The sequence below is a fragment of the Mesorhizobium sp. M0615 genome (genome assembly GCF_040320805.1).
GTDB lineage: Bacteria > Pseudomonadota > Alphaproteobacteria > Rhizobiales > Rhizobiaceae > Mesorhizobium.
The window spans coordinates 63,328-88,939 of the sequence record NZ_JAMYQI010000020.1 but is presented as its reverse complement, the minus strand read 5'-3'; the positions used below and the strand labels follow the sequence as shown (position 1 = coordinate 88,939).

Below are 25,612 nucleotides of genomic sequence, written 5' to 3'. Positions count from 1 at the left end.
CGCGAGCACAAGAAGCTCGCTCTGCGCCAAGCCGCATGACCAGCATCATGGCCGCCCCATTTTGCAGAACTTGACGCACACAACCAATTCGCAGACTAGCGGGCAGGCTCAGAGGCCTGAGCACGCTTCCGCAACAGCCTAAGAGCCTTGCCATAACCTGTGTTTGATAGCCGATATCGCCTTGTTCCCTTAACGGGATCAACCTCGATCTCGTAGTACGCGTAGAAGTCTTGATTGAAATATCGACTGACGTTGTCTTTATGTTTTTGCGACTTTTCAGGCAGCAATTCGTTGATGACTTTTGCGATCTCCGACGTCGTGAACGATGGGCGATTCTCGTCATCCGCCCAGCGCGTCAGAAGGGCGATGAGAATTGCCTCTTCAAGTTTGAACCTAGGTTGCTGGCGTAGCTTTGGCAGCCATCTGTTTAGATCGGGTTCACCGAGAGGATCGCGGCCGACGTCGTTTTCGATTTCCTTGAGGTATTTCGATAGATCACCATCGTTTTCCCAAACGACGGTCCTCGGGTGCTTGGCAATGACCTCAAGTCCCATTCGTTTCTGCTGCTCGTCCCGGGATCGGAATCGAGCTATATCGTCGACATCCCCTGACCGACTACGTTTTACCATTCGGGCAAACCGCGCTGCCTCGGAACCGCTAACAAAAACAATTCGGAATTGCTTTCCATATTCACCAAGCTTTTCTACCAGCCAGTCGATCTCGCCGATCGATCGGAAGCCCGATATCACGCATGGGGATTCAAAGTCGGCCTCCAGATACTTGGCGATCGCCACGGCGGCGATTTCCGGCTTCTCTATCAGTGCCTGCTCCGCGAAATCACCTATTGAGATATGATCCGGAACATCGTGCCGCATGTAGTAGGCTAGATGCATGAAGTCGCTCGCCTCGACGTGAAGATAGTCGAAGGACCTAGCTAGGTACTGACTGGCCGTAGTCTTCCCGGCACATGTGTACCCACAAACTATGTAGTTCGTGTCTCGTTGCAAAGGTAGATGACGCTGCGGCGTGGGGATTCGAAGGAGTTTCCGTTCTTTGAGGAACTGGAAAAGCTTATTGAACGCCTTACGTCTAAAGTCGTACTTGTTCGCTTCGACGGTCGACAAACTCCCAAGCGGCCCCGACGCTCCGTCAGGCACAAACCACTTATTGAAGGTCTGGTTATCCAACCATGGATTGATGACATTCGTCGTGAATGTCTTTTCTTGTTTGACGATTTCTCCCGACTGATCGCCTGTAAATACAATATAGTCACCTACTTCCCACAGCTTCCTATAGTAGGAAGGGATGTGGAGCAGTACATCCGATCTAACAACTGCTCTCCGATTGCCGCCCGCTGCCTGGACTGACGCGTCTAGGGAACTGAACGTGGTTTCTCGCATCCAATACTTCACATCGAGACCAGGAACCTCCTCCGTTGGGGAACTGAGAGCGTCGACTGTCACAGACGTATCTTCGAGAATGAAAAAATGGCGGGGCGACAAGATTCTCGCCTTCCGCGCTTGTTGCACGGCACTTTCGTAGCTGGCCTTGAGCAGATCTTCGCGTGATTGCAGCCGAGGCTCTGTGTAACCAGCATGGTAGGTACGCTGATGGAAACCAAGGACGTTGATCGGCTCGCCTTCTGCGAGATAACGTGCGTGCGCCAATTTCGTTAGATTTGACGTGAAGAATGTCAGTGCCAGCATCTAAGAACTCGTCATGCGTCTTCCGCTGTTTTTGGGAACGGTCAAAAAGATATCAGCGTCAAGCTGCTCACTGTGAGCATAAACTCGTTTGAGTGAATCCGAAGAGGCAAAGAAATAGAGCAAAGGACCGAGGCTCGACATGCCCACACAATCGACGCCGAGTTCGCGTAGCGCTTTGGCTGTACGATCGATGTGCGGCGCGTACTCCGCGCGTTCGAGCCTTTTCCATTCGGTTTCCTGCATCGCACTGATCGCTTGGCAAAACGACGGATAGTCCCGCTCCATCAACGATGCGAGAACCTCGAATACTGCCACATAAGCGGCTTCGAACGACTTGGCCGAAGGCAGGGGGGTCGACCGGCGGAAGAAATCGATCTCTTCTTCCTGACTTTTAGGTTCGCATTTACGAGGTAAGCATAAACCCAGCGGCCATTCTGGGAGATTTTGGCGGTGCAGTTGAAGTGGCAAGGCGCCGGAAGCACCCATCGACGAAGGTACGAACTGGTGCGAAAGGCCGCCTACGATGCCTAAGTCGAACGCAAAGCCTCCATAAAAATAAGTTGATATCCCGACACCAGAAGTTCCGCCCCGGCGTGAGAGCCTAATCAGATCCTCCGTTCGCGCCGTTCGACGATTGACTTTGAGTAGGCCCTCAATACACGCAAGCTTAATGGCTGTACCCGAGCCCATCCCGAAATGGGTGAGCAGTGAGCCGGTGATCTCGAATGTCCCCGAGCTGGAGAGTTCTAGTTGTTGCTTTACATGTTCCAGTTGTTGGCGGAGGCGCTCAATCTCCTGCTCATGCATTGGCTTCTGCCTGCGATCAAGCACCACTGATCTCGGCGAGGATGTCGTTTTGATTGCCGCAGTAGGGCCCTCAACGGCGAACCCAAGACCCCCATTTTTCCTCGAAGCCCCCGCATGCATGGAGATCAGCCCAATGTGGACGCGCGGACTGATCTCGATGTTAACCGTCGGCACTATTATCCCAGCTGTCATTGAAGTAATCACGGTACTTGGTGGCGAATGGCTTGTCTGCAACCACATGAACGGCAGGCGCGTGTTTACTCTTGTCGCCGTCAAAAACAGGGCCGCCAACGAAAGCGCCGTCGACCATGACAAAGCTATGGCGCGCCTCATGGGGAAAGCGCTTGATTGCAAACCGGCCTTGAAATTTGTGTTTCAGCCGATCGATTTGTACAGACCTCGCATTGTACCGATTCTTCGCGTCCGGTGACATGAAATCATCGGTGGGGACCAGAACTTGGACTTGGAGTCGTTTGTTCGAATGAAGCCGGTCAAGCAGAACATGGTCGTCCGCGTCGGCATCCATAAAGTCGTCGATAAATCGCGTGGCCGAAGCACCCATGACTTTCACGGTGTCGCGGGCACCGGACAGTAGAGGCCCGTAGTAGGACTTTTCGTGTCTGTTCTCAAGCAGAGCCTCTACGCCCATCGCCCGATAATGCTCAAGCTTATTAAAGGCCGTGACCTGCGTGATAAGGCTGAATACATAGAGGACCAAGCCGGAAACCAGGCCGCTCACGATGCCCATCATTCGAGGATCATCGGTGTAGGTCAGCCAATACCAGGAGCCTACGGTCGAGATAAGACAAAATGCGACCAGGATCATCCACAATGGCACAACTGCAGTCAGTTGCTCGAATGACCTCATTTAGGCACCCCGATATAAAGCAACTCTCGTCTTTTCGATCTGCTAAGGGCGTGGCTGTGTTCGGTTGAATGGACCGATACGTTGGCAAACCTGCTCTCGAAGAACTCGCGAATGCTGGTTTCGTCTGGGTATGCCGCCTTCACATAGGAGAGCACCACCGTCGAATCCTTGTTGCGATCGATGAGGTCGAAGAGCTTTTCCTTGAAATGCTTCTTGCGGGACCAATCGGTAAAGTGCTTTGGCTCGGGCATCATGCCGATACTAGAGGCCGGCTCGATCAGATTTGACCACTCACCGTACTTCGAAAGGCCTTCCAGGAAGTGGTACCGCCGCCAGTAATTGTCCCTGTTGCGCCGTTCATCCTCCGCGACATACGGCGGGTCTAAGTAGACTAGGTCGTATCCGGGCTGCAACAGAGAGACGTCACCCGCAGGAAGTACGGTAACAGGGGGCAGGCGTTCCCTGCGATATGCAAGCAGCTCGGCGAATCCTTGCAACATGTGCTCCCGGAAACTCTTTTCCCAGGTCGTTGCGTTACCGAAGGATCGCTTGACTTCGCTTGCCGTTCTGATTGCGAGATTAGGCCGGTGGAAAAGGTTGAATGGCCGCTTCTTCAAACACGACTGATACAGGAGATAGAACAACAATGATCTGTCGGCGTCGGAAATCGTCATTTCGCCAATTAGCGTTGCAAAGCCATCGATCCATTCATTTTCCGGTGGAAGGAAGAAGATGTTCTCGAAATTTTTGGCAACCGTGCTTCTGATGGGCCGGACCGCATTGATGATAGAAATCAAGCGCTGTGCGGTGATCGTAGCGTCTTCCGTTAATAGCGTCCTGGCCACGTGAGTATTGAAATGGAAAGCGTCATGGTAGACGACCCGTTTCCTCATCGCCCGAAAAAGCTGAGATACGCTGCCGGTGCCGCCAAACGCGTCAAGTACCCTGTCAAATTCCAGCAGTTTTACGCTATCGAAGACCCAGGGAAGAAGCTTTCGCTTACTTCCATAGTACCGGGTCGTGGGGAATCGCGAAATCGAAGTCGTCACGGGCTCGATCGCGTAGACCTGCGAGGCAGATGGCGTAGCCGACGAAACGTGTTCTGGTTTCAGTTTCTGTTTTTGCATGCCGCACAATATCCGGGAACGAGCGCCAGCATAGATGGCGTCGCAGTGAAATCACAGCATAATCGCGCCGCAAAGCAGCAATCGTACGGCTGAATTGCATGGAGCCATCTGTATAGAGCGTTGGCTTCTGGCTGCGCACTAACGGCATATAAAAGTGGCTTGATGGTCGTCTGCTTTCGGGAGCGTGCCGCGGAGGATGTAACTTCCGCGATTAGGCGCTTTGCGGTCCGTCAGGAATGTCGCGCACGCCCTGCGCCTGGCACCACTCGAGGAACTGGCCGACATCCCAGCTTGGCAATGGAAGTCGTCTCCTTCGAACCGTGGTTCCGATGGCCTTTCAATCAGCGATTGCCGGGATCATGCTTGCCGCAGACCTGGTCAAGCATAGTGCGGGTTTTCCGATGAGTCCGACGACCAGCACTCGCGTGAATCTACCGCGCCCCCTTGGTTCTTACCTCCATGATCCGAAAGCCAAAGATTCCAGCGGCCGCTGCATCTGCAGCGATGAGGATTTCGTTGCCGCCTACAGGCTGAAATACGGCTGTGCCGTTGAACAGCTGAGCAATGGGTCCGCCTAAGAAAGATCTGAAGTTTTCGTTACCGCGGACGGCGCGCTGTCAAGCGCTCACCGATGTTTTCGACCACGATCGAGTGCCTGATGACAGTGCGGGGCGGATACTATGACACGCTCGGCCCGCTGCTTGCCAATGTCAGGCCCAGCACCCACGACAGAGATCCTTGAGCGACGGCTCGCCGTTAACGTTTTTTGTACTGTTATCTAGGTTCGACCATATTCGTCGTCGAAGCGAACGATATCATCCTCGGCGAGATAATCGCCGCTCTGCACTTCAATGATAACCAGGTCAATTCTGCCTGGGTTTTCGAGCCGATGCTTATGGCCGCAGGGGATGTAAGTAGATTCGTTTGTCCCCAGGAACAACTCCTGCTCGCCATTGACGATTTTGGCGGAGCCGCTGACCACGACCCAGTGCTCCGAACGATGATAGTGCATCTGCAGGCTCAACTGGCGACCGGGCTTCACCTCGATGCGTTTGATCTTGAAGCGCTCGCCTTCCTCCAGAACCGTATAGGTACCCCAGGGCCGGTGTACCGTGCTATGGACCAGATGAGCTTCATGTCCCGAAGCCTTGAGGCCCTCGAAGAGCTTCTTAACGTCCTGAACGCGGTCGCGGGATGTGACAAGCAAAGCGTCCGGGGAATCCACGATCACCAGATCGCTTACGCCCACCGTGCCGATGACGCGCTTGTCGGAGCTCACATAGGTGCCGGTCGTGTCGACCATGTGCACATCGCCGCGTATCCTGTTCCCGCTTTCGTCGGGGGCGATCAAATCGGCCATTGCGTTCCAAGATCCGATGTCGTTCCAATCCATGTCGCAGGGAATCACGGCAAGTCTGTTAGTCTTCTCCATGACAGCGTGGTCGAGCGAGATTCGCGGCGCGGAACCGAAATGCTCAGGCGCGAGTTCGATTTTGGCAAAGCCTTGGCATTGACTGGCGCGGCCGTTCTCGTAGCTGTCGGCGACGGCCTGGAGCACCTCGGGACAATGCAAAGCCATCTCGTCGAGCATGGTTTGCGCACTGAAGCAGAAGATGCCGGCGTTCCAGAAGAAGCGTTGAGACGCGACATAGGCTTTGGCTGTATCCAGATCCGGTTTTTCAACGAAACGGACGACGTTCTCACCATCTGCTTCGATGTAGCCGAATGCTGTGTCCGGTCTGGTTGGGGTGATGCCCAATGTGGCGATCCGCCCGAGCTTCGCATGTTCCATGGCCAGGCCCATGACGTCTAGAAACGCAGGCAGGTTGCCAATCAGGTGATCGGCCGGGAAGACGCACAGGATCGCGTCAGGGCCTTGCGTTGCCCTCGCATGGATCGCGGCTGCAGCCACGGCGGCGGCCGTATCCCGAGGTTCGGGCTCGAGCAGAAAGGTGCGTGGCAGGACCACGGAATCCAGTTCGTCAAATTCGTCCTTGGTCAGGAAGAGGTGTTCCCCGGATGTCACAGCGACGAGTTCCACGACACCTTCTATCGAAGCGACGCGCAGCACAGTGTGCTGAATGAGAGAATATCCATCCGCTACTTTGAGGAAAGGTTTGGGGTGCGATTGCCTTGAGGCGGGCCATAGCCGCGATCCGGCTCCGCCGCTGATGATCACGGGAATGACTTTCATAACCAACCTCAATCTCGTCTCTGGAGTGATCGCCCGCGTTGTTTCGAGCGTCAGCGTCACGATCGCCGTCGCTCTGGCTTGTCTGCGGCCGCGCGTAACAGCGAAGTTCTGGTGCGTTGCAGGCGGCGTCAGATGACGACGCTATCGGTAATGTACGACGCCTCCACTGATGCCTGTTGGTTGCCTCTGCCGAATTGCGCAGGTGGCGGGTCTTAACTGAGATCAGAGACTTGGCTGTCTTCTATCAAAGTCAAACGACTTGGCTCCTTCAGATCGAATTCAATTACCCGTGGTGCGAATAGACGTGCATATCGTGTAAAGGCGCTCGTCGGGGGAAACCGAATTACGGTATCGCAGCGCGCGAGAAGATACATCTCAACGAGGGCGGAAATTCCGCCGTCAATCCCGAGTGCTGCAGTGTGTAAGGGGCCACCTTGATTGGATCCGAAGTGCTTCGGGACAGTGAGCAGATCGGGAAACCTGGCCGCCAGAAGATCCAGTATCCGCGCGCTGTCCGTGCATAAGAACAGCCGCACAGGCCTGGGGTGCGGTAACGCCTTAGCCTTGTCAATTGCAGCGCACACTTGCCGAACGGCGAGCTCCGGATCGGCCCAGTAGGGCGCATGCTCCATGATGTCTTCACCGTTACCGTGCCGAACATGAATCCCGATGATGCTGCGCCCCTCAAAACATTCCTGATAAATGGCATCTATGCGGGCTTGAATTTCTGGCCGAGGCTGGACACTCTGGAACACCTGCCGCTCTGCATCCTCATCGCACCGCCACATCAGACAAGCGTCACACACTACTGTGTTCGCTTCGACATCGTGTTCGGCCTGAAAGAGCTCGCCCAACTCATCGCGCTCTTGGAAAATCTGCTCATCTGGCCGGTAAAGGCACTCGATCGCCGGCCTGTTCCACCACTCCGGGAAGAATGGACCAGGGAAGGAAACGTCGTTGATCCGGTCGTCGGAAATAGCCGGCACGCCAGCGATGTCATTGATCGGCTGGAAGAACACCGGAAACGCATTTGTGAAGGGTTGGTCGAGGTAGCAGGCCCCCCGCCAGTCGATGACTAGAGTTCGTCCCGACCGCTGCGCGTAGCGCCAAGCGGCCGCCAACGACCACAGACAATCACCGAACCCCGTACGCCTCCGAGAGACGACGAACCGGCGCTTTTCCAATCCACTAACATGCATTTTCGGAAATCTCGTTTCGGAGAGGAGGTTGCATCCGGCTTGGAATCCTTAGTCGACACTAGTAGACCCTGACGCCGGGCGCTTGGCAGAGGCCGGGCCGTAGGGCAGAAGAGCTCCCTCAGCACTGCCCACTTATCCCTCTCGCACAGCTTGAAGCCGATGCCCTCGCTTCCGGTTCAGCCTTCTCTAATGGGCTTCCGCGGCATATGTAAAATCTATTGAGTGGATGCCGGCCATCCATGTGTTGGATGCCATGATGAAGGGGCTCGGCTGACGCGGGCCCGGCCAATAGAGCCGAAACAGCCGGGAAACGCTGCGACACTGCCTGCCGAAGCAAATCATTCCGTCGACGCCAGACGCCAAGGGTGCAAGGCTGCATACAGCAACCGGTACCGGGCGAGATGAGGTCGACAGCTCGACGCGCCTGGAACCAGCTGATCGACAGAATCTGCAGTCTGCTCCCAAAGTTCTGCACGACCTGTGCCGGATGCTGTGGTGAGGGCTCGCGGCCACGAACTTTGTCCTCGCCCCGAACGGAAGCTCGGGACCTACGACTCCGGGCCGGCGATGCGCCCCGGCTGCTCGGTCAGACCATCCATTCTGTGGATGCACTTTATCCAAACAATCGATTTCACTGATCCAAACAATTCCCATTAGAAGACGCTGAAGCAAGAAAGAAGGCGTCCTCACTCGCTGATAGATGAGCAAATCAGCTGCAAGGTGCTTGGAGTACAGTCGCTCGCGGCGTGAGCTGAGCGGCACTCTGACCGCATGTACGAATCCCAGTTAGCGGCGCAACTCTATTTTGCTGTGACTCCAAGCAAGAGCAGGTGTGCTCGGCTGGCAGACTGTCAATGACGAGCTTCGCGCCGCATCTGTCGAAGTGCTCCATAGGGCACGGGGCGGGCCGCACATTGTGTCGGCGTGGCGACCCGGAGCCGAAACTTTAAGCTTTAGATAGAGCAGGAATAGAATGGGCGATAGCAGAAAAGTTGCTCTTATTACGGGCATAACTGGACAGGATGGTGCCTATCTTGCCCGTCTTCTTCTCAAAAAAGGCTACATCGTTCATGGGATTAAGCGACGTTCCTCTTCCTTCAACACGGGTCGTATCGAAGACCTCTACCAAGACCCGCACGAATCCGATCCGCGCCTGATCTTGCATTACGGTGACCTCACTGATTCGACTAACCTCATCCGCGTGGTTCAGGAATCTCAGCCAGACGAAATTTACAACTTGGCTGCTCAGAGCCACGTGCAGGTGTCGTTCGAAACACCTGAATACACAGCAAACGCGGACGGTATCGGTACATTGCGACTTCTTGAGGCGATTCGCCTGCTCGGTCTGACGGACAAGACCCGCTTCTATCAAGCCTCGACTTCGGAGCTATACGGCCTCGTGCAGTCCGTACCGCAGAACGAAACGACGCCCTTTTATCCGCGCAGCCCTTACGCCGCCGCCAAGCTCTACGCCTACTGGATGGTCGTCAATTATCGCGAGGGCTATGGTATGCACGCTTCCAACGGCATTCTTTTTAATCACGAAAGCCCCCTTCGTGGCGAAACTTTTGTGACGCGCAAGATCAGCCGCGCTGCCGCTGCTATCTACCTGGGCAAGCAGGACAAGCTTTATCTCGGCAATCTCGATGCTCAACGCGATTGGGGCCATGCGCGTGAGTACGTGCGAGGTATGTGGATGATGATACAGCAGGATCAACCGGATGATTACGTGCTGGCTACGGGCAAAACGACTCCTGTCCGCCAATTCGTCGAGTGGGCTTTCGAAGATATCGGCGTCGAGATCGAATGGCGTGGCAAGGGTGTCGGCGAAAAGGGCTATGATGTAGCGAGCGGCAGATGCCTAGTCCAAGTGGACCCACGCTACTTCCGCCCCACGGAAGTCGATCTTCTCCTGGGTGACGCTACCAAGGCGAAGGAGAAGCTCGGCTGGGTGCATGAGACATCCGTGCGCGAGCTTGCTGCGGAAATGGTGCGCGAAGACCTGAAGGTCATGCAGACATCTGTAGTCATGAAGGAAGCGTAATGTATGATCTGAACGGAAAAACCGTGTGGGTCGCTGGCCACAAAGGTATGGTGGGCAGCGCTGTTGTACGCCGACTCGCGTCTGAAGACTGCAAAGTTGTGGCCGCCCCTCGGGGAGAGCTAGACCTCAAGCGACAGACCGAGGTTGAAAACTTCGTGGCAGTGATGAAACCGGACGCTATCATTATGGCGGCGGCAAAGGTAGGTGGTATTCTCGCGAACGCCACCTATCCGGTCGACTTTCTTTACGACAATCTGATGATCGAGGCCAATATCTTCGCGGCAGCCCACGAAAACAATGTCGACCGCGTCCTCTTCCTCGGCTCGTCTTGCATCTATCCGAAGATGGCACCACAGCCCATTCCTGAAAGCGCGCTTTTGACCGGGCCACTAGAGCGCACCAACGAATGCTACGCCGTCGCCAAGATCACCGGCATCAAAATGGCTCAAGCCTATCGCGAGCAATATGGGCGCGATTACATCTCCGCTATGCCGACGAATCTCTACGGGCCAGGCGACAATTATGACTTGCAGTCAGGCCACGTCGTCCCAGCGCTGATCCGGAAAGCGCATGAAGCTAAGCTCATAAGTGATAAGCAAATCACCATCTGGGGCACGGGCACACCACGTCGGGAATTCATGCACGTCGACGACTGCGCCGACGCATTAGTCTTCCTTCTGAAGAACTACTCTGACCATGATCACGTCAATCTCGGCTGCGGACAGGACATCACGATCCTAGAGCTGACAAGAATGATCTGCCGTGTAGTCGGATTTACTGGGGAGATTGCGCATGATCACTCTAGACCTGACGGTACACCGCGAAAGCTGATGAGCGTCGACAAGCTGCGCACTTTGGGATGGGCAGCAAAGATCACTCTCATGGAAGGCATCGAGAGTGTCTATCATGCATTTCTAAACGGGAGCTACACCGAACGGCGATAGATAAGAGGATTTGCTGCGTCTCAGGCCTGTACGCGCTTTCGGGACCCAGAGCTAATGTAGACTGAGACAATCACTCGATGGCGATAGCGCTCATGTGAGCCAGCCGCGAGGAGCCCCGCCGGACCCGGACCCCATCCGCTCCAACCTCGTCCTTGAAGGTCACGGTGCGCTGCCCACGCCGACGCCGACTGCGTCAATCCTCACAAGGGTAACCGTCGATAACCGAACGCGTCTACGGTAACCGAATGTACTTCTTGTTCTCGTCCGAGGGATCTGTCGATGGGCATTCCGGACGAGCCAAAGTTTGAGCATGTTACCTTCAAAACCCGGTTAGCAACGTCGGATTTGGTATGAAATTCGGAACAAGTGGATTACGGGGCCTGGCGACAGAATTGGCAGGAGCCGCCTCTGCCCTATATGCAACGGCATTCGCGACATTCCTGCTGGAATCCGGCCTGGCCAGAATTGGCGACGAGATACTCATAGGGCGCGACTTTCGCGCCTCGAGTCCGGCCATCGCCGCCGTCTGTGCGGCGGCACTGTCCGCGCTCGGCTTCATCGTAGTCGATTGCGGCGCAGTCCCCACCCCTGCCCTGGCACTGTATGCTCAGGCGCGTAAGAGTGGTTGTTTGATGATCACAGGCTCGCACATTCCGGCCGACCGTAATGGAATAAAATTCTATCGACCCGACGGTGAGATCGACAAGGGTGATGAGCGGGAGATAACGCGCATCGCCTTGCAGTTGGAGAAGCGCGGATACGTCCTTGAAGGTGCTGTTGCACGTCGGCAGCACCGGGAGGCCGAATGCAAGGCCTTTTTCATGGCGCGCAATCGAAAGCTTATGGAGATTAATGCTCTAAAGGGCTTAACGGTGGGCGTATATCAGCACAGCACAGTCGCGCGCGATCTCTTGGTTGACATTCTCTCATATCACTGTGCGACGGTCGTAACCCTGGGACGTTCGGAAGGTTTCATTCCTGTCGACACTGAAGCGGTCTCTGACGAGACTGCTCAACAGTTCAAGCTCTGGGCCAAAGAGCATCGGCTTGATGCGGTCGTCTCGGCAGATGGCGATGGTGACCGCCCACTGGTAGCTGACGACCACGGAGACCCCCTTCGCGGTGATTTGTTAGGCCTGATTTCGGCGAACTTCCTGCAAGCGAAGGCAGTCGTCACGCCGGTCACATCAAACTCTGGTATCGAGACCGCAGGTTCTTTTAAAGTCGTGCGTACCAAGGTTGGATCGCCATTTGTTATTGCTGCCATGCTCGATTTGGTTGCGTCGGGTCACGAGCGCGTGGTTGGTTTCGAAGCAAACGGTGGTTTATTGACAGGCACGGACTTTGACCCGAACGGAACTAAACTGCCGGCGCTACCTACACGCGACAGTTTTCTCCCCATCCTCGCGGCACTTTCCCTTGTTAATACAAGTGGGCAGCCACTGTCGGAGATTGGCAGTTCCTTTCAATTGCCGGCGGCGGCGGCGGATCGCTTGGAAAATTTTTCCGTCGAAAGCAGCACTCGCCTCATGACATACCTTCGTACAGCGGAAACTAACATCGCCGCCTTCGTCGGGTCGATTGGAGTGGTAAGCAAGGTTAGCGATGTTGACGGACTTCGTATCACTCTCGCGGATAAGCGTGTCTTGCATTTGCGTCCATCCGGAAATGCCCCGGAAATGCGGTGCTACGTCGAAGCCGAAAATCGGGAGGATGCGGAGCTTTTGCTCCGGACTGGATTGGATCGAATTCGTAATTGGGCGCAAGGCTAAATAAAAGCCGCCTCCCTGCGTATTCCCAGGTGACCCTGGGGGTCGCACAAGCTACTCAAGCGCGATCAGAACGTCCACAGTGTCCCGGCCCTGTCCGCTTTGAAGCGAACCGGAACGCCCGTGGAAACAGCCGATCCGTACCAGCCACGGAGCATCCGGTCGCTCATGATCAAGGCAGCGCCTTGCGGTAGCGAACAGCCGGTCCCGCACTGACCGCCTGCGCCGCATGTACGATGGCGTTGGTGTCCAGGCCGTGGTGACGGTATAGGTCCGCAATAGTCCCCGTCTGGCCGAACTGCTCGACCCCGAGCGCCTTCACGCGATGCCCGTTAACCCCACCGAGCCACGCGAGCGTCGCCGGGTGGCCGTCGATCACGGTGACGATGCCGCAGTCACGCGATAGCGGCGCGAGCAGCCGCTCGATATGACTCAGGGCGCCAATCGCGCCACGCTGCCGGGCACGTTCCGCCGCCTGCCAGCCCGCATTAAGCCGGTCCGCGGAGGTGATCGCGAGCAGCCCGACATCGCGCCGGTCCTCCGCCAGAAGACCCGTCGCGGCAATCGCCTCCGACGCGACGACGCCTTGATAAGCAATGACGACACTCGCGTTGGGCCCAGGCGGACGCAGCCAATAGGCGCCATTGACGATGTCCCGCGCGAGCGCCGGGTTCATGTCGCGCAGCGGCTGCTCGAGCGGCCGGGTTGACAGGCGAAGATAGACCGATCCTCCGGTCTGATCACGCAGCCACGTCATCTCATCCGGATCCCCCTCGCCATTACGTTGCATGTAATCGAAGGCAAAGCGCATGATCACGGACAGTTCGTCGACGAAGGCCGGTTCGAAGGCGCAAAGCCCATCCTGCGCCATGCCGATCAATGGGGTGCCGATCGACTGGTGTGCTCCGCCCTCGGGCGCTAGCGTCACGCCCGAGGGCGTTGCGACCAGCATGAAGCGCGCATCCTGATAGCAGGCGTAGTTTAGCTGGTCGGCCGATCGGTAGATGAAGGGATCATAGACTGTCCCGATCGGCAGCAGGCGCACGCCATTGATCGAGTGCGAGAGACCGAGTGCCCCGAGCATGATCATCAGGTTCGACTCGGCGATCCCGAGCTCGAGGTGCTGCCCCTTCGGCCCAAATTCCCAGGTAAAGGTCGACGGAATGCGTTCGGCCTTGAAGGTGTCCGCCATGGTCTCCCGGGCGAAAAGGCGGCGCCGGTTGACCCAGCCACCGAGATTGGTCGAGACCGTCACATCGGGCGAGGTGGTGACAATGCGGTCGGCAAGCAGACTGCGCTCGCGTGCGATGTCGTTCAGGATCTGGCCGAACCCCATCTGGGTCGAGAGCGGCTTGCCGGGCTGCCCCGGTGACGGAAGGGTTTCAGGCACCGGCACCGACGGCGCAGACAGCCTCCTACGCCCCTCACTGAAGAACGGCGCCTTTGCGAAGAAGGCGTCAAGTTCCGCTTCCGGCAAGGTGGCGGCCGCCCATTTGTCCCACTCCTCACCCCGCTTTACGCCCATTTGCAGGCGGTAGTCTTCCATCTGCGTGGGCGTCATCTGCCCCGCGTGGTTGTCCTTGTGTCCGGCAAGCGGCAGACCGTAGCCCTTGATGGTGTAACAGATGAAGCAGACGGGACGGTCATGCCTGGACGCCGCCTCGAAGGCTTCGAGGAGGCTCGGCATGTCATGCCCGCCAAGGTTCGTCATCAACGCCTGCAACTCGTCGTCGGAGCGGCGTTCGATCAGAGTGGTGACCGGCCCTTGGTCTCCGATCTCGTCGAGCAGCCGCTTGCGCCAGGCAGCACCCCCTTGGAAGGTCAGCGCCGAATAGAGCTGGTTCGGACAGCGCTCTATCCACTCGAGCAGCTTCTCGCCCCCCGGCTCGGCAAAGGCAGCCTCTTGCAGAGCGCCGTGGCGCAGGACCATCACGTCCCAGCCGAAGTTGCGAAAAATCTGCTCGAAACGCTGCCAGAGGCCCTCCCGGATCACGGCGTCGAGCGACTGGCGATTGTAGTCGACCACCCACCAGCAGTTCCTGAGCCCGTGCTTCCAGCCTTCGATCAGGGCCTCGTAGATGTTGCCCTCATCCATCTCGGCGTCGCCGATCAGGCTGACCATTCGGCCCTCGGCACGCTCCTTCATCCAGCCGTGACCCGAGACGTAGTCCTGCACCAGCGACGAGAACAGCGTCTGAGCAACGCCGAGACCCACCGACCCGGTCGAGAAGTCGACATCGTCGACATCCTTCGTCCGCGAAGGGTAGCTCTGCGCGCCCTTGTAGCCGCGGAAGTTCATGAGCTTTTCGGGGGTCTGGTTGCCCGCCAGATACTGAAGTGCATGGAAGATCGGCGCCGCATGGGGTTTGACCGCCACCCGATCCTGCGGGCGCAGGACCGAACCGTAGAGCGCGGTCATGATGGTACTCAGCGACGCGGACGAGGCCTGATGCCCCCCGACCTTGATCTCATCGCCCTCGCGGACGTGGTTGGCGTGGTGGATCGTCCAGGCTGCGAGCCAGGAGACGCAGCGCTCGATCTCGTTCAGATATTCCAGTTTCCTCGTCATTCAGTTTCCCGCAAATCAGCTGCCGGTCTCACAGGACCCCCGCCCAAATGGTCAAAGATCGAGTTTCAACACACCTGTCGCGCGCGACACACAGGGGATGAAGCGGTGGCCGCGTGCCTCCTTGGACAGGACGGCATCCCGATGGATCGGCTGTCCCGCCAGCATTGCGCATTCGCAGGTCCCGCACACCCCGTTCTCACACGAGGCCATCAACGGCACACCGGCCGCACGCAAGGCGGCCAGTGCCGTGGTCTCAGCCGAAACCTCAACCACCCTGCCCTCAGCCAGTTCTATGACGAACGGTTCCGGTGGCGCGCCATCAAACTCGGGAGGCTGGAAAGTTTCGAAATGAACAGTACCCTCGGGCCAGTGTTGAGCCGCGCGCCCCACAACCGCCATGAAGCCAGGCGGTCCGCAGTAGTATGTCTGCGCGTCGTCCGAACGGTTCGCCAGCAGCGCGGCGATGTTCTGCCGGGTCTGAGGCTCGTCGTCGAAATGGATCCGCACATTGCCGCCAGGAAGATCGCTCCCGATCGCCGCCAAGAGTGGCGTGAGCGCCCGGCTGCGGGTGAAATAGTGCAACTCGAAGGGCTTGGCCTGCCGGGTGAGCGCGCGCGCCATGGCCAGAATCGGGGTGATCCCGATTCCCCCTGCCAGCAGCAAAGTCGGCCCCTCGCCTGGCTTGAGCGCAAAATGGTTGCGTGGCGCGGAGACAGGCAGTGTGGAGCCGACGGCAATGGTTTCGTGGATCCACGCCGAGCCGCCACGGCCGTCATTCTCGCGCTTCACCGCGATGGTGTAGCGGCCAAGCTCGGTCGGGTCGCCGCAAAGTGAATACTGACGCACCTTCCCTTCAGGCAGATGGACGTCGACGTGAGAACCCGCTTCGAACGCCGGCAGCACAGGTTTGCGTGGGTGTTTCAGGTCGATGACCAGCACGTCGCCCGGCTCCTTGCGGGCGGCGGTCACGGTCAGCTTCATGATGATGCGCGGCGAGGCCATGGCGTTTCACTCGTCGATGGGCAAGATCAGATCACCGGGGCGGATCACGCCCCCGACCTCGATTGTGCAGTTCAGGCCGGAGCGGTTCAGAAGCCCCTCGTAGAGACCCGGAAGCCCGAGCAACTCCTCGATATACTTGCACGGCACATTCATCCGGGCGGCCCTGAGAATCGTTTCCCCGACCCGGAAGCGTTTGCCGACAAGATGGCTAAGCGGAACGCCTCGTGTCGTCAGATTGCGCCGGTGATCTTCGGGTGCGAGCTTGGCCTTGAAGCCCGGAATTCTGGGTTCGCCCTGGGCGATGGCGTCCAAGACTTCAGCTTCGATCAGCGTCACTTCGCGAACGTCAGGACGCGCGGAATAGGTCCCCGTCCCCAGGTAGTAGCGGTCTCCGACAACGCCTTGGCCGGCAATAAGCTGCGCCTGCGCCAGCTCCTCCATTTCATAGGAGGCGGCAGGCGCGATATGGACGTGAAGCAGCTTTCCTCGCCAGGTCATCATCGCTCTCGGAAATTCGTCCGTGGAAACCTGCTGCAAAACTGGCCTGATCAACAGCGCCAGTTGCATGGCATTTTCCCGGTCCAGTTGGCTGTTTGGAAAGAAATACGGGGGGCCCTCGGACCGTTTTCAGCGCCAGCTTTCGGCGTCGCCCCGGCTCAGTTGTTCCGCGCCGGCATCGCGTCTTGCACCTGCTTGACAACCTCTCGCAGGACCTCAACGCCCTTCCCGATCTGCCGAATGCTCAAGGCGGCATAGCCCATGACAAGTCCGACGCGATCGGTGCGGCCTTCGTCCGATAGCCGTTCGTAGAGCGGCGAGATCAGGTGTAGCCCCAGGCCAGCGTCGCGGGCGGATTCGACCAAGGCCGTTTCCCGCGATCGTGGCAGGTCATTGAACCAAACCGCGACGTGCAGTCCCGCATCTGCTCCCTGGACAGTGATGCGATCCCCGAAGCTGTGCTGCAAGGCACCCAACAACGTTTCCCGACGCTCGCCGTTCAGCCTGCGCACACGGCGCACATGGCTTTCGTAGCCGCCGCTCTCGATCAACGATGCCAGCGCTTCCTGTTCAGCGACCGGCGAATGCCGGTCTGCGAATTGTTTGGCGGTTGCGAAGACCTCCTGCAATTCGGGCGGGACGACGAGGTAGCCGATGCGCAGCATCGGCGAGAGCGTTTTGGAGATCGTGCCGAGGTAGATGACAGCCCCGTGGTCCTCGAGACTGTGCAGCGGAGGGACCGGATTGATGTCGTAGCGATATTCGCTGTCGTAGTCGTCCTCGATCACATAGGCGTTGTTGTGCCGCGCCCATTTCAGAAGCTGATGGCGGCGCGCGATCGGCATGACGCCGCCCAGCGGAAACTGATGCGATGGCGTCACATAAGCCAGTCGTGCTCCGATCCCCGCTAGCAACTCGGTCCTCATCCCGTCTTCGTCGACGATGACCGGGATGGGTGAGGCACCCGTACTGGCAAAGACCTGACGCGCCATCCTGTAGCACGGATCCTCGATGACGAAACGGTCGGCGGGATCGAGAAGCAGGCGCGCGCACAGATCAAGGCCCTGCTGCGAACCGTTCACAACTATGATCTGGTCGAGGTCGCAGCTCAGGGTCCGGGCGCGCCAGAGATAGCCCTGAAGCGCCTGGCGAAGCCGGCGCGAGCCGCGAGGATCGTCATAGGCAAGACGCAGCGGGCGCTGCCCCATCGCCTCGTTCATCGCGCGTTTCCAGACCAATGAAGGGAAATCCGACGGCGCGAGGTCGCCATAGCGGAACTCGACCTTCAGCCCAGTCGGCAGATAATCTGGCCAGGGTGACGTCGCGCGCAGCCGCTCGCCATATGCGGACAGGTGGATTGGGCCGACCGGTTGCGCGTGAGTGCGCCCCGTCCCATGGCCCATCAACGAAGACGCAACGCGAGGTCGTGCGCCTTGACGGACTTCGATGAAACCCTCCGCAGCCAGTTGTTCATAGGCGACCGTCACCGTGGTTCGCGAAACGCCGAGGTCATTTGCCAGGGCCCGGGAGGATGGCAACTGACTGCCGGTTTCGTAGACGCCGCCGAGGATTTGCTCGCGAAGGGCTTCGTATATCTGGCGTGCACCCATCGCGTGCGAGCGCGCTGCAGACCCGGCACTTGAAGACTGGACCATCTCTTTCATCGCCAACTGGATATTTCACATTGGCCAGGTTGCCGTCAATCTTTCGGAACCCCAAGAGAGATCGCAGAGGCCGAATGACCAGCTCCCATCAATCCGAAACCGATGCTCCCACGGGGTCGCTCAACCGCACCAGCCCCGGATTTGCCACCCGGGCGATCCATCATGGCTACGATCCGGCCGGCTTTTCCAATGCCGTCCAGCCGCCAGTGTTCCTGACGTCAACCTATGGGTTCGAAAGCGTGGCAGCAAACGATGCCGCCGCCGCCCTTGGTGGAAGGCTCTATGCGCGCGAATACAATCCCACGACCGAGATCCTCGAGCAGCGGCTCGCGAATCTGGAAGGAGCCGAGGCAGGGCTGGTTGTTGCCTCGGGGATGGCGGCCTTCGGCACTCTGATCCTGTCGCTCCTGTCCCAGGGCGATGAACTCATCGTCCACAAGACGCTTTATGCGAACACGCTTGCCATGGTCGAACAGGCGGTCCCCCGCTTCGGCATCAAGGTCGTCGCGGTCGATCTGTCAAATCCTCACAATCTCGATGCTGCGATCACCGAGCGGACGCGGCTGGTTTTCTTCGAGACGCCGGTGAATCCGCTGAGCCGCATCCTCGACATAGCGGCAATTGCCGAGCGCGCTCACGCGCGCGGTGTAAGGGTTGCAGTCGACAGCACCTTCGCCTCGCCCGCGCTCCAGCGACCGCTTGAGCACGGGGCGGACATCGTGCTCCATTCGATGACCAAGTACATCAATGGTCATGGCGATGCCCTTGGCGGGGCGCTTCTCGGCGACGCCCAGACGCTCCGTACGCTGCATGAAACGGGCCTGCGCTACATCACCGGCGCAGCGCTCTCGCCCATGTCAGCTTTCCTAATCCTGCGCGGTCTCAAGACGCTGACGCTGCGTATGGAACGGCACAGCGCCACAGCCCTTGCGGTGGCTCGGGCGCTGGAAGCGCACCCGGCGGTGGCATTTGTGAGTTATCCGTTCCTCGACTCGCACCCTGATCAGGTGACGGCGCGAAAACAGATGTCCAACGGATCGGGCATGTTGGCCTTTGGCCTCCACGCTGGATACGAAGGAGCGCGCCGGATGATGGACCGGCTCAACCTGATCATTCGCGCCGTCAGCCTCGGCGATGCCGACAGCCTCATCTATCATCCAGCAAGCCTCACCCGTGCTCGGCAGCCGATCCGCAAGGATGCCCATTTGGCCGATGGAGTCGGCGAGGATCTCATGCGTCTCTCGGTGGGGCTTGAAGACGCTGATGACCTGATCGCCGATCTGCGGCGGGCTTTGGACGTCTTGTAATGACCTGGCGTGCGGCCACCTCTGCGCTCACACATAGATCTGGAGCCTTGCCATGGCATTCCTGAGCGGTCTTTCCGCGTTCCCCATCACCCCGACCAATCGTGACGGCCGCGTCGATAGCGTTGCCCTGCGCAGGCTGATTGCTCGGCTTGGCATTGCTCAGGTCGATTCCATCGGTCTTCTCGGCAGCACCGGCACATACATCTATCTGTCGCGCGAGCAACGGCGGCGGGCGCTCTCCGAGACCTTGGACCAAACGGCGGGGCAAATGCCGGTCGTGGTGGGTGTGGGCGCGCTGCGCACCGATGAAGCCGTGGGGCTCGCGCAAGACGCCAAGGCCCTTGGAGCAGCTGCGGGTTTGCTTGCCGCCGCCTCCTACACCCCGCTTACTGATGACGAGGTGTTCGATCATTTCTCCACTGTGGCGCGCGAAAGTGGCCTGCCGATCGTCGTCTACGACAATCCAGGAACGACGCATTTCCATTTCAGTCCACCCCTTGTCAGCCGCCTGGCAAAGGTGGCTGGGATTGTCGCCATCAAGAATCCGACAGACAAAAGCGATGCGATCAAGAACCACCTGATCGCCCAGAGGCGCACACTGCCGGAAGGGTTCTCGATTGGTTACAGCGGCGACTGGAACGCCGCCGAGGCCATGATCGCCGGCGCCGACACATGGTACAGCGTCCTCGCGGGCATCCTGCCCGAGGTCTGCATGACGATCGTCACAGCGGCGCAACAGGGCGATGCGGCCGAAGCGCGACGGATCAATGCCGCGCTGGTCCCGATCTGGAGCCTCTTCAAGGAGTTCTCGAGCCTTCGCGTCGTCTATGCACTCGCTGAATTGCTCGACGTTTGCAGTGCCGAACCCCCGCGTCCCATCCTGCCTCTGCCCCCAGCAGCGAAGCGCCAGATCGCCGCCGCGTTGAAAGGTTTGCCATCGGATGCCAGCCGGTGAACAGCAAACCCCGTTCGGCAAGTGAAAGGTATTTACCCGCTCATTTCGAGAACTGATCGAAAACAACGCACTCGGCGTGCTGATAGCCATGGCTGGAGCGGTCTCGACGCCAATCACACCCCCTTCGAACTCGACAATCGACTGCGGAGGTACAGACTGCGCAGGGCACTCCGCCCATGCCGCACCGTTCGCCTTCAAACTAGGAATCGGTGGTTTATCCATTGGAATGGCATCGAGCCGGCGCTTTACTTCCGGCCCGGTGCGCGCATTGAAGCCGGTGCCAATGCCGCCGGCGAACACCAGATTTCCGTCCTCGACATTCGCCAGAGCACGCTTCCCGACCGCCGTAACTGTTGCCGGGTTCGCAGCCGATGACGATGAACTCATCACTCAGCACGCATTTTGTCTCACCCATTCTTGGCGCCGGCCGGATCGATATGGACTGACACGCAGCTTGGAGACGATGCCCATCGAGGCCGAACTGGGAGACTTGCGCGAGAATGTCGCTGCCGCCGCTGATCTCGTCGCTCAGAACGATGCCGTTTGGCGGCGTCTCAGCAGGTTAACTAGCGCTTTGCGCCGATCGACGAGTGGCCGATCGCGAAGACCCTCGCCGTCGATCTTGAGCAGGTCGAAGCCGGCAAGCATGGTCCTGACGTCTCCCGCCGCGGCCAAGAGCCCGCTGAAGACTGGGAATGCGCGACAAGCCTTCTGGTCAACGACGAACGCCTCACCGCCTATTATCGCGTCCGAGGCGCCGAGCTCGGCCACCGCCCGGGACGATAGCCGGAAACCTGAGGGTCCAGTCGTGGAGGTTGCGGGTCGAGGTAGGCCCCCATCGATAGTAGTCCCATTTCATTTCGTGTAGCCAATCAGGGCCCTGCCGGACGCGGCCGACCAGCGGTCGATGTTCGCGACGACCCGAATGTCCAGTCTCGTGTAACCCAGCCTAAAGCGGCCTGTCCGCCCAAAAAATGACATTCAGTTGCCTCCAGCCTTTCGACACGACCCACTTCACGATCTCGTAACTCGCCAACCTAGCGGCTTGTTGCTTGAGCTGCGCGTTCCTACGGTGTGGTCGCTAGGCCTCAGCAACAAGAGCTCGGTTGCCAGGCGGGCGGAGGCTCAACGAGATAGCCAGCTCAGGACAAGGAGAGCAAGCAATGGTCGCTTTTACCCTCAATGGCGAGGCGCGAACACTCGACGTCGATCCAGAGATGCCGCTGCTCTGGGCGGTCCGTGACGTCATCGGACTCACGGGAACGAAATTCGGTTGCGGGCTTGCCCAGTGCGGCGCTTGCACGGTTCACGTTAACGGCATGCCGACGCGCTCGTGCCAGACCGCAGTCGGCGACATCGAAGGAGCCTCGATCACCACCATTGAGGGTGTGTCGGGCAAGATAGGCGAAACGGTCCAGGCCGTGTGGGCCGAGTTCGACGTACCTCAATGCGGCTATTGCCAGTCTGGCCAGATCATGTCGGCCGTGGCCCTCCTTACAGAAACGCCTAAGCCGACGGACGATGATATTGATTCGGCGATGAGCGGCAACCTCTGCCGCTGCGCCACCTATCATCGCATCCGCGCGGCCATCCACGAGACCGCCAACCGGCTGGAGACTTGAGGCATGTCGCAGTTTCGCTCGAAGCATACTGCCGTGCGGCCCACGCGCCGCTGGTTCCTCGTCGGCGCGGGCGTTACCACCGGCGGCCTCGCAGTGGGCTACCGGCCAGTGCTGGCCGCGCCCGACATCGCACAAACGACCCCTGCAAAGGTTCCGGCGAACCCCTTCCAGACCTATGTCGAGATCACAAAGGAGAACCGAATCATCATCCACTCCTCGCAGTTCGAGATGGGACAAGGCTCCTATTTCGGCATCGCCACCCTGGTTATGGAAGAGCTCGACGGCGACTGGGCGCAGGTGGACGTGGTCGGCGGATATGGCAATACCGCGTTCTACGGCAATCTCGCCTGGGGCGGGGCCGCACAGGCAACTGGTGGCTCCACGTCGATGGGCTCGTCGTGGGAACGCTACCGCAAGGCGGGTGCTGCCGCACGGGCCTTGCTGGTGGCGGCCGCGGCGCAGCGGTGGGACGTGCCAGCCGGCGAGATCAAAGTCGCTTCCGGGGTCGTGTCGCACGCCTCAGGGATGCAGGCGCGCTACGGTGACCTGGCTGAAGCCGCAGCGGGAATGCCGGTTCCCGACGACGTGCCGCTAAAGCCGCGCGACAAGTGGGCCCAGATCGGATCGGACAGCCTCAAGCGCTACGATTCCGCCAGCAAGACCAACGGCGCGCAGACCTACACGATCGACCTCATGATGGAGGGACTCCAGACGGCCGTTATGATCCATCCGCCGAAGTTCGGCGCCGAGATCGAGAGCTTCGACGCAACCAAGGCCAAGGCACTCGACGGCATTGTCGATGTCGTCCAGACGCCGCGAGGCCTTGCCGTGGTTGGCAGGGACACCTGGACGGCGCTGAAGGGCCGCGACCTCGTGGAGGTGACCTGGAACGAGGAGAAGGCCGAAGAGCGCGGCACGGCCGAGATCATGGCCGAATACAACAAGGCAGCAGACGATCTGGGCGCGGCCACCGCGCGCGACGACGGTAACACTCCCGCAGCGTTCGCCAGTGCTGAGAAAATCATCGAGGGGCACTACGAATTCCCCTATCTTGTCCATGCTTCGATCGAGCCACTCAACGCGGCCGCCCGAATCAACGAAGACGGCACCATCGATGTCTGGGGCGGACACCAGATGCCCGACCTTTATCAGGCGGCTGCCGCTCAGGTAGGCGGCACCACGCCGGACAAGGTGAGGCTGCACGTGATGAAGACCGGCGGCAGTTTCGGCCGCCGCGCGGTCTTGGATGCAGATGTCATTATCGAAGCTGTTTCCACAGCGCGTGCACTGGGACGCGGCAAGCCAGTGAAGGTGCAGTGGACCCGCGAGAATGACATGCGGGGTGGGCGGTACCGGCCGGCCTATGTGCACGCAGTCAAGGCGGGGCTCGACAAGAAAGGCAATGTCGTCGCTCTCCATGACCACATCGTGGGTCAATCGGTCTTGGGCGGTTCGACCTCTGCGGCGATGATCAAGAACGGCATCGATCCAACCTCCGTAGAGGGCGCCACCAACCTGCCCTATGCGATCCCGAACCTGAAGGTCGAGCTGACCACCACGGACGTGAACATCCCGGTGCTGTGGTGGCGTTCGGTAGGCTCCACCCACACCGCTTACGCGGTGGAAACCCTGATCGATGAGCTCGCCGCCGCTGCGAACCGTGATCCGGTCGACTTCCGCTTGTCAATGCTCGGTCACCATCCACGGCATGCCGCCGTGCTTAAAGTGGCTGCTGAGAAGGCAGGCTGGGACAAGCCTCTGCCGGAAGGCCGTTTCCGCGGCGTGGCCCTGCATGAAAGCCTCTCGACCTATGTCGCCGATGTGGTGGAGATCACCCTCAACGATGAAAATGGTTTCAAGGTCGACCGCGTCGTCTGCGCGGTAGATTGCGGCACCGCGATAAATCCTGACCAGATTCGCGCTCAGATGGAGGGCGGTATCGGATTCGGGCTAGGTGCGATCCTCCAGGAGGAGCTGACCCTGAAGGGCGGTGTCGTAGACCAAGAGAACTACGATACCTATACACCGCTCAGGATCGAGCAGATGCCGCGAGTCGAGGTGCACATTGTGCCGTCCGAGGAGCCGCCCACGGGAGTTGGTGAGCCAGGTGTGCCGCCGATCGGCCCGGCCGTCGCCAACGCGCTACGGGCGGCGACGGGCAAGACTATCCGCAAGCTGCCGATTATAAAGAAGATGTCAGGAATGACACCATGAAACAGCCGCGATGAAGATCGCGCCGTTTTCGAACGCCTCCTGACAGGCGCTCATTTCCATGGGTCAAATTCCGGCGGCTGCCCGCTCGAATATCCGGTTTGGACACGGCACCCCGTGTTCTGAACGACCACAGACGGGCCTTGGCGCCGGTTCCACTGAAGAACCGCTTTCGAGACGCAAATGCTCCACTCCATGAAGAGCACAACCTATGGAAAGCTCACAGCTAGCTACCTCCATCGCTTCGGAGACCCAGGAACCCTCAGAAAACCGAACCTCCAGAGCTCAGAGGCGCTCGTGATCACAATCGCGCTGGTGCGTGGATCATTGTTCAAGGGTTTGTCAATAGGCAGGCGAGATGGCCGATCGACATGATCTTCGCCCGATGCCCTACAAACACAATGCCAGCCGCTGTCACGGAGTCGCGAACACGAAGGCAATGAGGGTCGACGCCGATACTCATCGTTTGGTTGACAGAGCGCTTGGAATGCCATGCGCTTCAGATCGGAGTAGCCATCCGGGAAGCCTGAAGCGCTTTGAAAACGCATGTGCTGCGGCTGTTATTCATAGCGTGGATGACTTTGATCAAAACAATCGATTTCATCACTCTTCCGGAATCGTGCATGGACAAAAAAGAGCCTCACGCACCAATCACACGCTGCTCTAACGCGTGACGAAAGCTGCCTTAGGTATAATCCAAAGGAGAAAATCTTCGATGCGCCCTGACGTGCAGTGGAGGTCGTGCCGAGAAAGTGAGTTGCAACTGGCCGACAATGTCGCGCGGTGCGACCATGGTCGCTTCGGAGAATGAAATCGGGCCAGTTCACGGGGGCGGTACTGTTATTCGTCGACGGCCGCCCTTCCCAAGAACAGGCGGCATCGCAAGTTGGTTCTGCCGATGAAAACAACATCGCCGGATACATGTCAGCAGCCGCTCAGGATTGGATGATCCAGCCAAGCTCTCGGCGTGATGGCACTGTAGGCGTCACAGTCGAAGCATCTCATTGATCGTTTATGGGGCTTTCTTCGATGCCGCTGATGCCTGACGGGCGGTCGCAGCTGCAGGCGACAACACGGCCTATTTAGTTGGAACAGTCGAGGTAAGCCAATTTGGCTTCCCGTTACT

General features: G+C 58.9%; 17 protein-coding genes. 7 read left to right on the top strand and 10 right to left on the bottom strand.

The window, feature by feature from the left end:
• Positions 1-95: 95 nt before the first annotated feature.
• From NKI46_RS27690 to NKI46_RS27665, 6 genes are all read right to left on the bottom strand, one after another.
• Positions 96-1,706 carry a non-canonical purine NTP pyrophosphatase gene (locus NKI46_RS27690; protein ID WP_023753791.1) on the bottom strand — a complete coding sequence of 537 codons (1,611 nt, stop codon included), beginning with the start codon at positions 1,704-1,706 and terminating at the stop codon, positions 96-98.
• Positions 1,707-2,705, bottom strand: a complete 999-nt coding sequence (locus NKI46_RS27685; protein WP_352749002.1) for a beta-ribofuranosylaminobenzene 5'-phosphate synthase family protein — start codon at positions 2,703-2,705, stop codon at positions 1,707-1,709.
• Complete coding sequence (locus NKI46_RS27680; protein WP_023753789.1) at positions 2,674-3,381, bottom strand: hypothetical protein; 708 nt, start codon at positions 3,379-3,381, stop codon at positions 2,674-2,676. Before NKI46_RS27680 ends, NKI46_RS27685 begins: the two co-directional genes overlap by 32 nt.
• The gene (locus NKI46_RS27675; RefSeq protein ID WP_023753788.1) at positions 3,378-4,508 is read right to left on the bottom strand and encodes a DNA adenine methylase; all 1,131 of its coding nucleotides are present in this window, start codon (positions 4,506-4,508) and stop codon (positions 3,378-3,380) included. Before NKI46_RS27675 ends, NKI46_RS27680 begins: the two co-directional genes overlap by 4 nt.
• 778 nt (positions 4,509-5,286) lie before the next feature.
• The gene (locus NKI46_RS27670; RefSeq protein WP_023753786.1) at positions 5,287-6,702 is read right to left on the bottom strand and encodes a mannose-1-phosphate guanylyltransferase/mannose-6-phosphate isomerase; all 1,416 of its coding nucleotides are present in this window, start codon (positions 6,700-6,702) and stop codon (positions 5,287-5,289) included.
• 212 nt (positions 6,703-6,914) lie between these two features.
• Positions 6,915-7,901: a nodulation protein NodZ gene (locus tag NKI46_RS27665; protein WP_023753785.1), complete on the bottom strand. Its 987-nt coding sequence runs from the start codon at positions 7,899-7,901 to the stop codon at positions 6,915-6,917.
• Between the two features lie 973 nt (positions 7,902-8,874).
• Between NKI46_RS27665 and gmd the strand changes: the two genes are divergently transcribed.
• The 3 genes from gmd to NKI46_RS27650 all read left to right on the top strand — a co-directional run bounded on the left by gmd (position 8,875) and on the right by NKI46_RS27650 (position 12,661).
• On the top strand, positions 8,875-9,945 hold the full coding sequence (gene gmd / locus NKI46_RS27660; protein WP_023692482.1) for a GDP-mannose 4,6-dehydratase: 1,071 nt from the start codon (positions 8,875-8,877) through the stop codon (positions 9,943-9,945).
• The gene (gene fcl / locus NKI46_RS27655) at positions 9,945-10,889 is read left to right on the top strand and encodes a GDP-L-fucose synthase (RefSeq protein ID WP_023753784.1); all 945 of its coding nucleotides are present in this window, start codon (positions 9,945-9,947) and stop codon (positions 10,887-10,889) included. The genes gmd and fcl overlap by 1 nt, the downstream gene beginning before the upstream one ends.
• A gap of 350 nt (positions 10,890-11,239) precedes the next feature.
• Positions 11,240-12,661: a phosphomannomutase gene (locus NKI46_RS27650; RefSeq protein ID WP_023830474.1), complete on the top strand. Its 1,422-nt coding sequence runs from the start codon at positions 11,240-11,242 to the stop codon at positions 12,659-12,661.
• A 169-nt stretch (positions 12,662-12,830) separates the two neighbouring features.
• On the opposite strand, the gene NKI46_RS27645 is transcribed toward NKI46_RS27650, so the two are convergent.
• From NKI46_RS27645 to pdxR, 4 genes are all read right to left on the bottom strand, one after another.
• Positions 12,831-15,227, bottom strand: coding sequence for a transketolase (locus tag NKI46_RS27645; RefSeq protein ID WP_352748998.1), 2,397 nt, complete (start codon positions 15,225-15,227; stop codon positions 12,831-12,833).
• A gap of 51 nt (positions 15,228-15,278) precedes the next feature.
• A complete protein-coding gene (locus tag NKI46_RS27640; RefSeq protein ID WP_023697831.1) occupies positions 15,279-16,229 on the bottom strand; it encodes a PDR/VanB family oxidoreductase in 951 nt (316 codons plus the stop codon).
• 6 nt (positions 16,230-16,235) lie between these two features.
• The gene (locus tag NKI46_RS27635) at positions 16,236-16,727 is read right to left on the bottom strand and encodes an MOSC domain-containing protein (protein WP_023704114.1); all 492 of its coding nucleotides are present in this window, start codon (positions 16,725-16,727) and stop codon (positions 16,236-16,238) included.
• A gap of 158 nt (positions 16,728-16,885) precedes the next feature.
• Positions 16,886-18,391 carry a MocR-like pyridoxine biosynthesis transcription factor PdxR gene (gene pdxR / locus NKI46_RS27630; RefSeq protein ID WP_032895599.1) on the bottom strand — a complete coding sequence of 502 codons (1,506 nt, stop codon included), beginning with the start codon at positions 18,389-18,391 and terminating at the stop codon, positions 16,886-16,888.
• 74 nt (positions 18,392-18,465) lie between these two features.
• On the opposite strand from pdxR, the gene NKI46_RS27625 reads away from it, so the two are divergent.
• The 4 genes from NKI46_RS27625 (at position 18,466) to NKI46_RS27610 (ending at position 24,489) form a co-directional block, all read left to right on the top strand.
• Positions 18,466-19,698 carry a trans-sulfuration enzyme family protein gene (locus NKI46_RS27625; RefSeq protein ID WP_023697828.1) on the top strand — a complete coding sequence of 411 codons (1,233 nt, stop codon included), beginning with the start codon at positions 18,466-18,468 and terminating at the stop codon, positions 19,696-19,698.
• Positions 19,699-19,750: 52 nt separating this feature from the next.
• Positions 19,751-20,653 carry a dihydrodipicolinate synthase family protein gene (locus NKI46_RS27620; RefSeq protein ID WP_352748996.1) on the top strand — a complete coding sequence of 301 codons (903 nt, stop codon included), beginning with the start codon at positions 19,751-19,753 and terminating at the stop codon, positions 20,651-20,653.
• 1,163 nt (positions 20,654-21,816) lie between these two features.
• Positions 21,817-22,275 (top strand): (2Fe-2S)-binding protein, encoded by a 459-nt coding sequence (locus tag NKI46_RS27615; protein WP_023689394.1) that lies wholly within the window; start codon positions 21,817-21,819, stop codon positions 22,273-22,275.
• A gap of 3 nt (positions 22,276-22,278) precedes the next feature.
• Entirely contained in the window at positions 22,279-24,489 is a 2,211-nt protein-coding gene (locus tag NKI46_RS27610) for a xanthine dehydrogenase family protein molybdopterin-binding subunit (protein ID WP_352748994.1), read from the top strand.
• Positions 24,490-25,612: the final 1,123 nt, after the last annotated feature.

Excerpts from the sequence above, each read along its gene's own strand:
- NKI46_RS27665 (WP_023753785.1), bottom strand. The coding sequence starts at position 7,901 with ATGCATGTTAGTGGATTGGAAAAGCGCCGGTTCGTCGTCTCTCGGAGG.
- NKI46_RS27685 (WP_352749002.1), bottom strand. The coding sequence starts at position 2,705 with ATGACAGCTGGGATAATAGTGCCGACGGTTAACATCGAGATCAGTCCG.
- NKI46_RS27690 (WP_023753791.1), bottom strand. The coding sequence starts at position 1,706 with ATGCTGGCACTGACATTCTTCACGTCAAATCTAACGAAATTGGCGCAC.
- fcl (WP_023753784.1), top strand. The coding sequence starts at position 9,945 with ATGTATGATCTGAACGGAAAAACCGTGTGGGTCGCTGGCCACAAAGGT.
- NKI46_RS27620 (WP_352748996.1), top strand. The coding sequence starts at position 19,751 with ATGGCATTCCTGAGCGGTCTTTCCGCGTTCCCCATCACCCCGACCAAT.
- NKI46_RS27640 (WP_023697831.1), bottom strand. The coding sequence starts at position 16,229 with ATGGCCTCGCCGCGCATCATCATGAAGCTGACCGTGACCGCCGCCCGC.
- NKI46_RS27645 (WP_352748998.1), bottom strand. The coding sequence starts at position 15,227 with ATGACGAGGAAACTGGAATATCTGAACGAGATCGAGCGCTGCGTCTCC.
- pdxR (WP_032895599.1), bottom strand. The coding sequence starts at position 18,391 with ATGAAAGAGATGGTCCAGTCTTCAAGTGCCGGGTCTGCAGCGCGCTCG.
- NKI46_RS27635 (WP_023704114.1), bottom strand. The coding sequence starts at position 16,727 with ATGACCTGGCGAGGAAAGCTGCTTCACGTCCATATCGCGCCTGCCGCC.
- NKI46_RS27680 (WP_023753789.1), bottom strand. The coding sequence starts at position 3,381 with ATGAGGTCATTCGAGCAACTGACTGCAGTTGTGCCATTGTGGATGATC.
- NKI46_RS27675 (WP_023753788.1), bottom strand. The coding sequence starts at position 4,508 with ATGCAAAAACAGAAACTGAAACCAGAACACGTTTCGTCGGCTACGCCA.
- NKI46_RS27615 (WP_023689394.1), top strand. The coding sequence starts at position 21,817 with ATGGTCGCTTTTACCCTCAATGGCGAGGCGCGAACACTCGACGTCGAT.
- gmd (WP_023692482.1), top strand. The coding sequence starts at position 8,875 with ATGGGCGATAGCAGAAAAGTTGCTCTTATTACGGGCATAACTGGACAG.
- NKI46_RS27610 (WP_352748994.1), top strand. The coding sequence starts at position 22,279 with ATGTCGCAGTTTCGCTCGAAGCATACTGCCGTGCGGCCCACGCGCCGC.
- NKI46_RS27650 (WP_023830474.1), top strand. The coding sequence starts at position 11,240 with ATGAAATTCGGAACAAGTGGATTACGGGGCCTGGCGACAGAATTGGCA.
- NKI46_RS27625 (WP_023697828.1), top strand. The coding sequence starts at position 18,466 with ATGACCAGCTCCCATCAATCCGAAACCGATGCTCCCACGGGGTCGCTC.
- NKI46_RS27670 (WP_023753786.1), bottom strand. The coding sequence starts at position 6,702 with ATGAAAGTCATTCCCGTGATCATCAGCGGCGGAGCCGGATCGCGGCTA.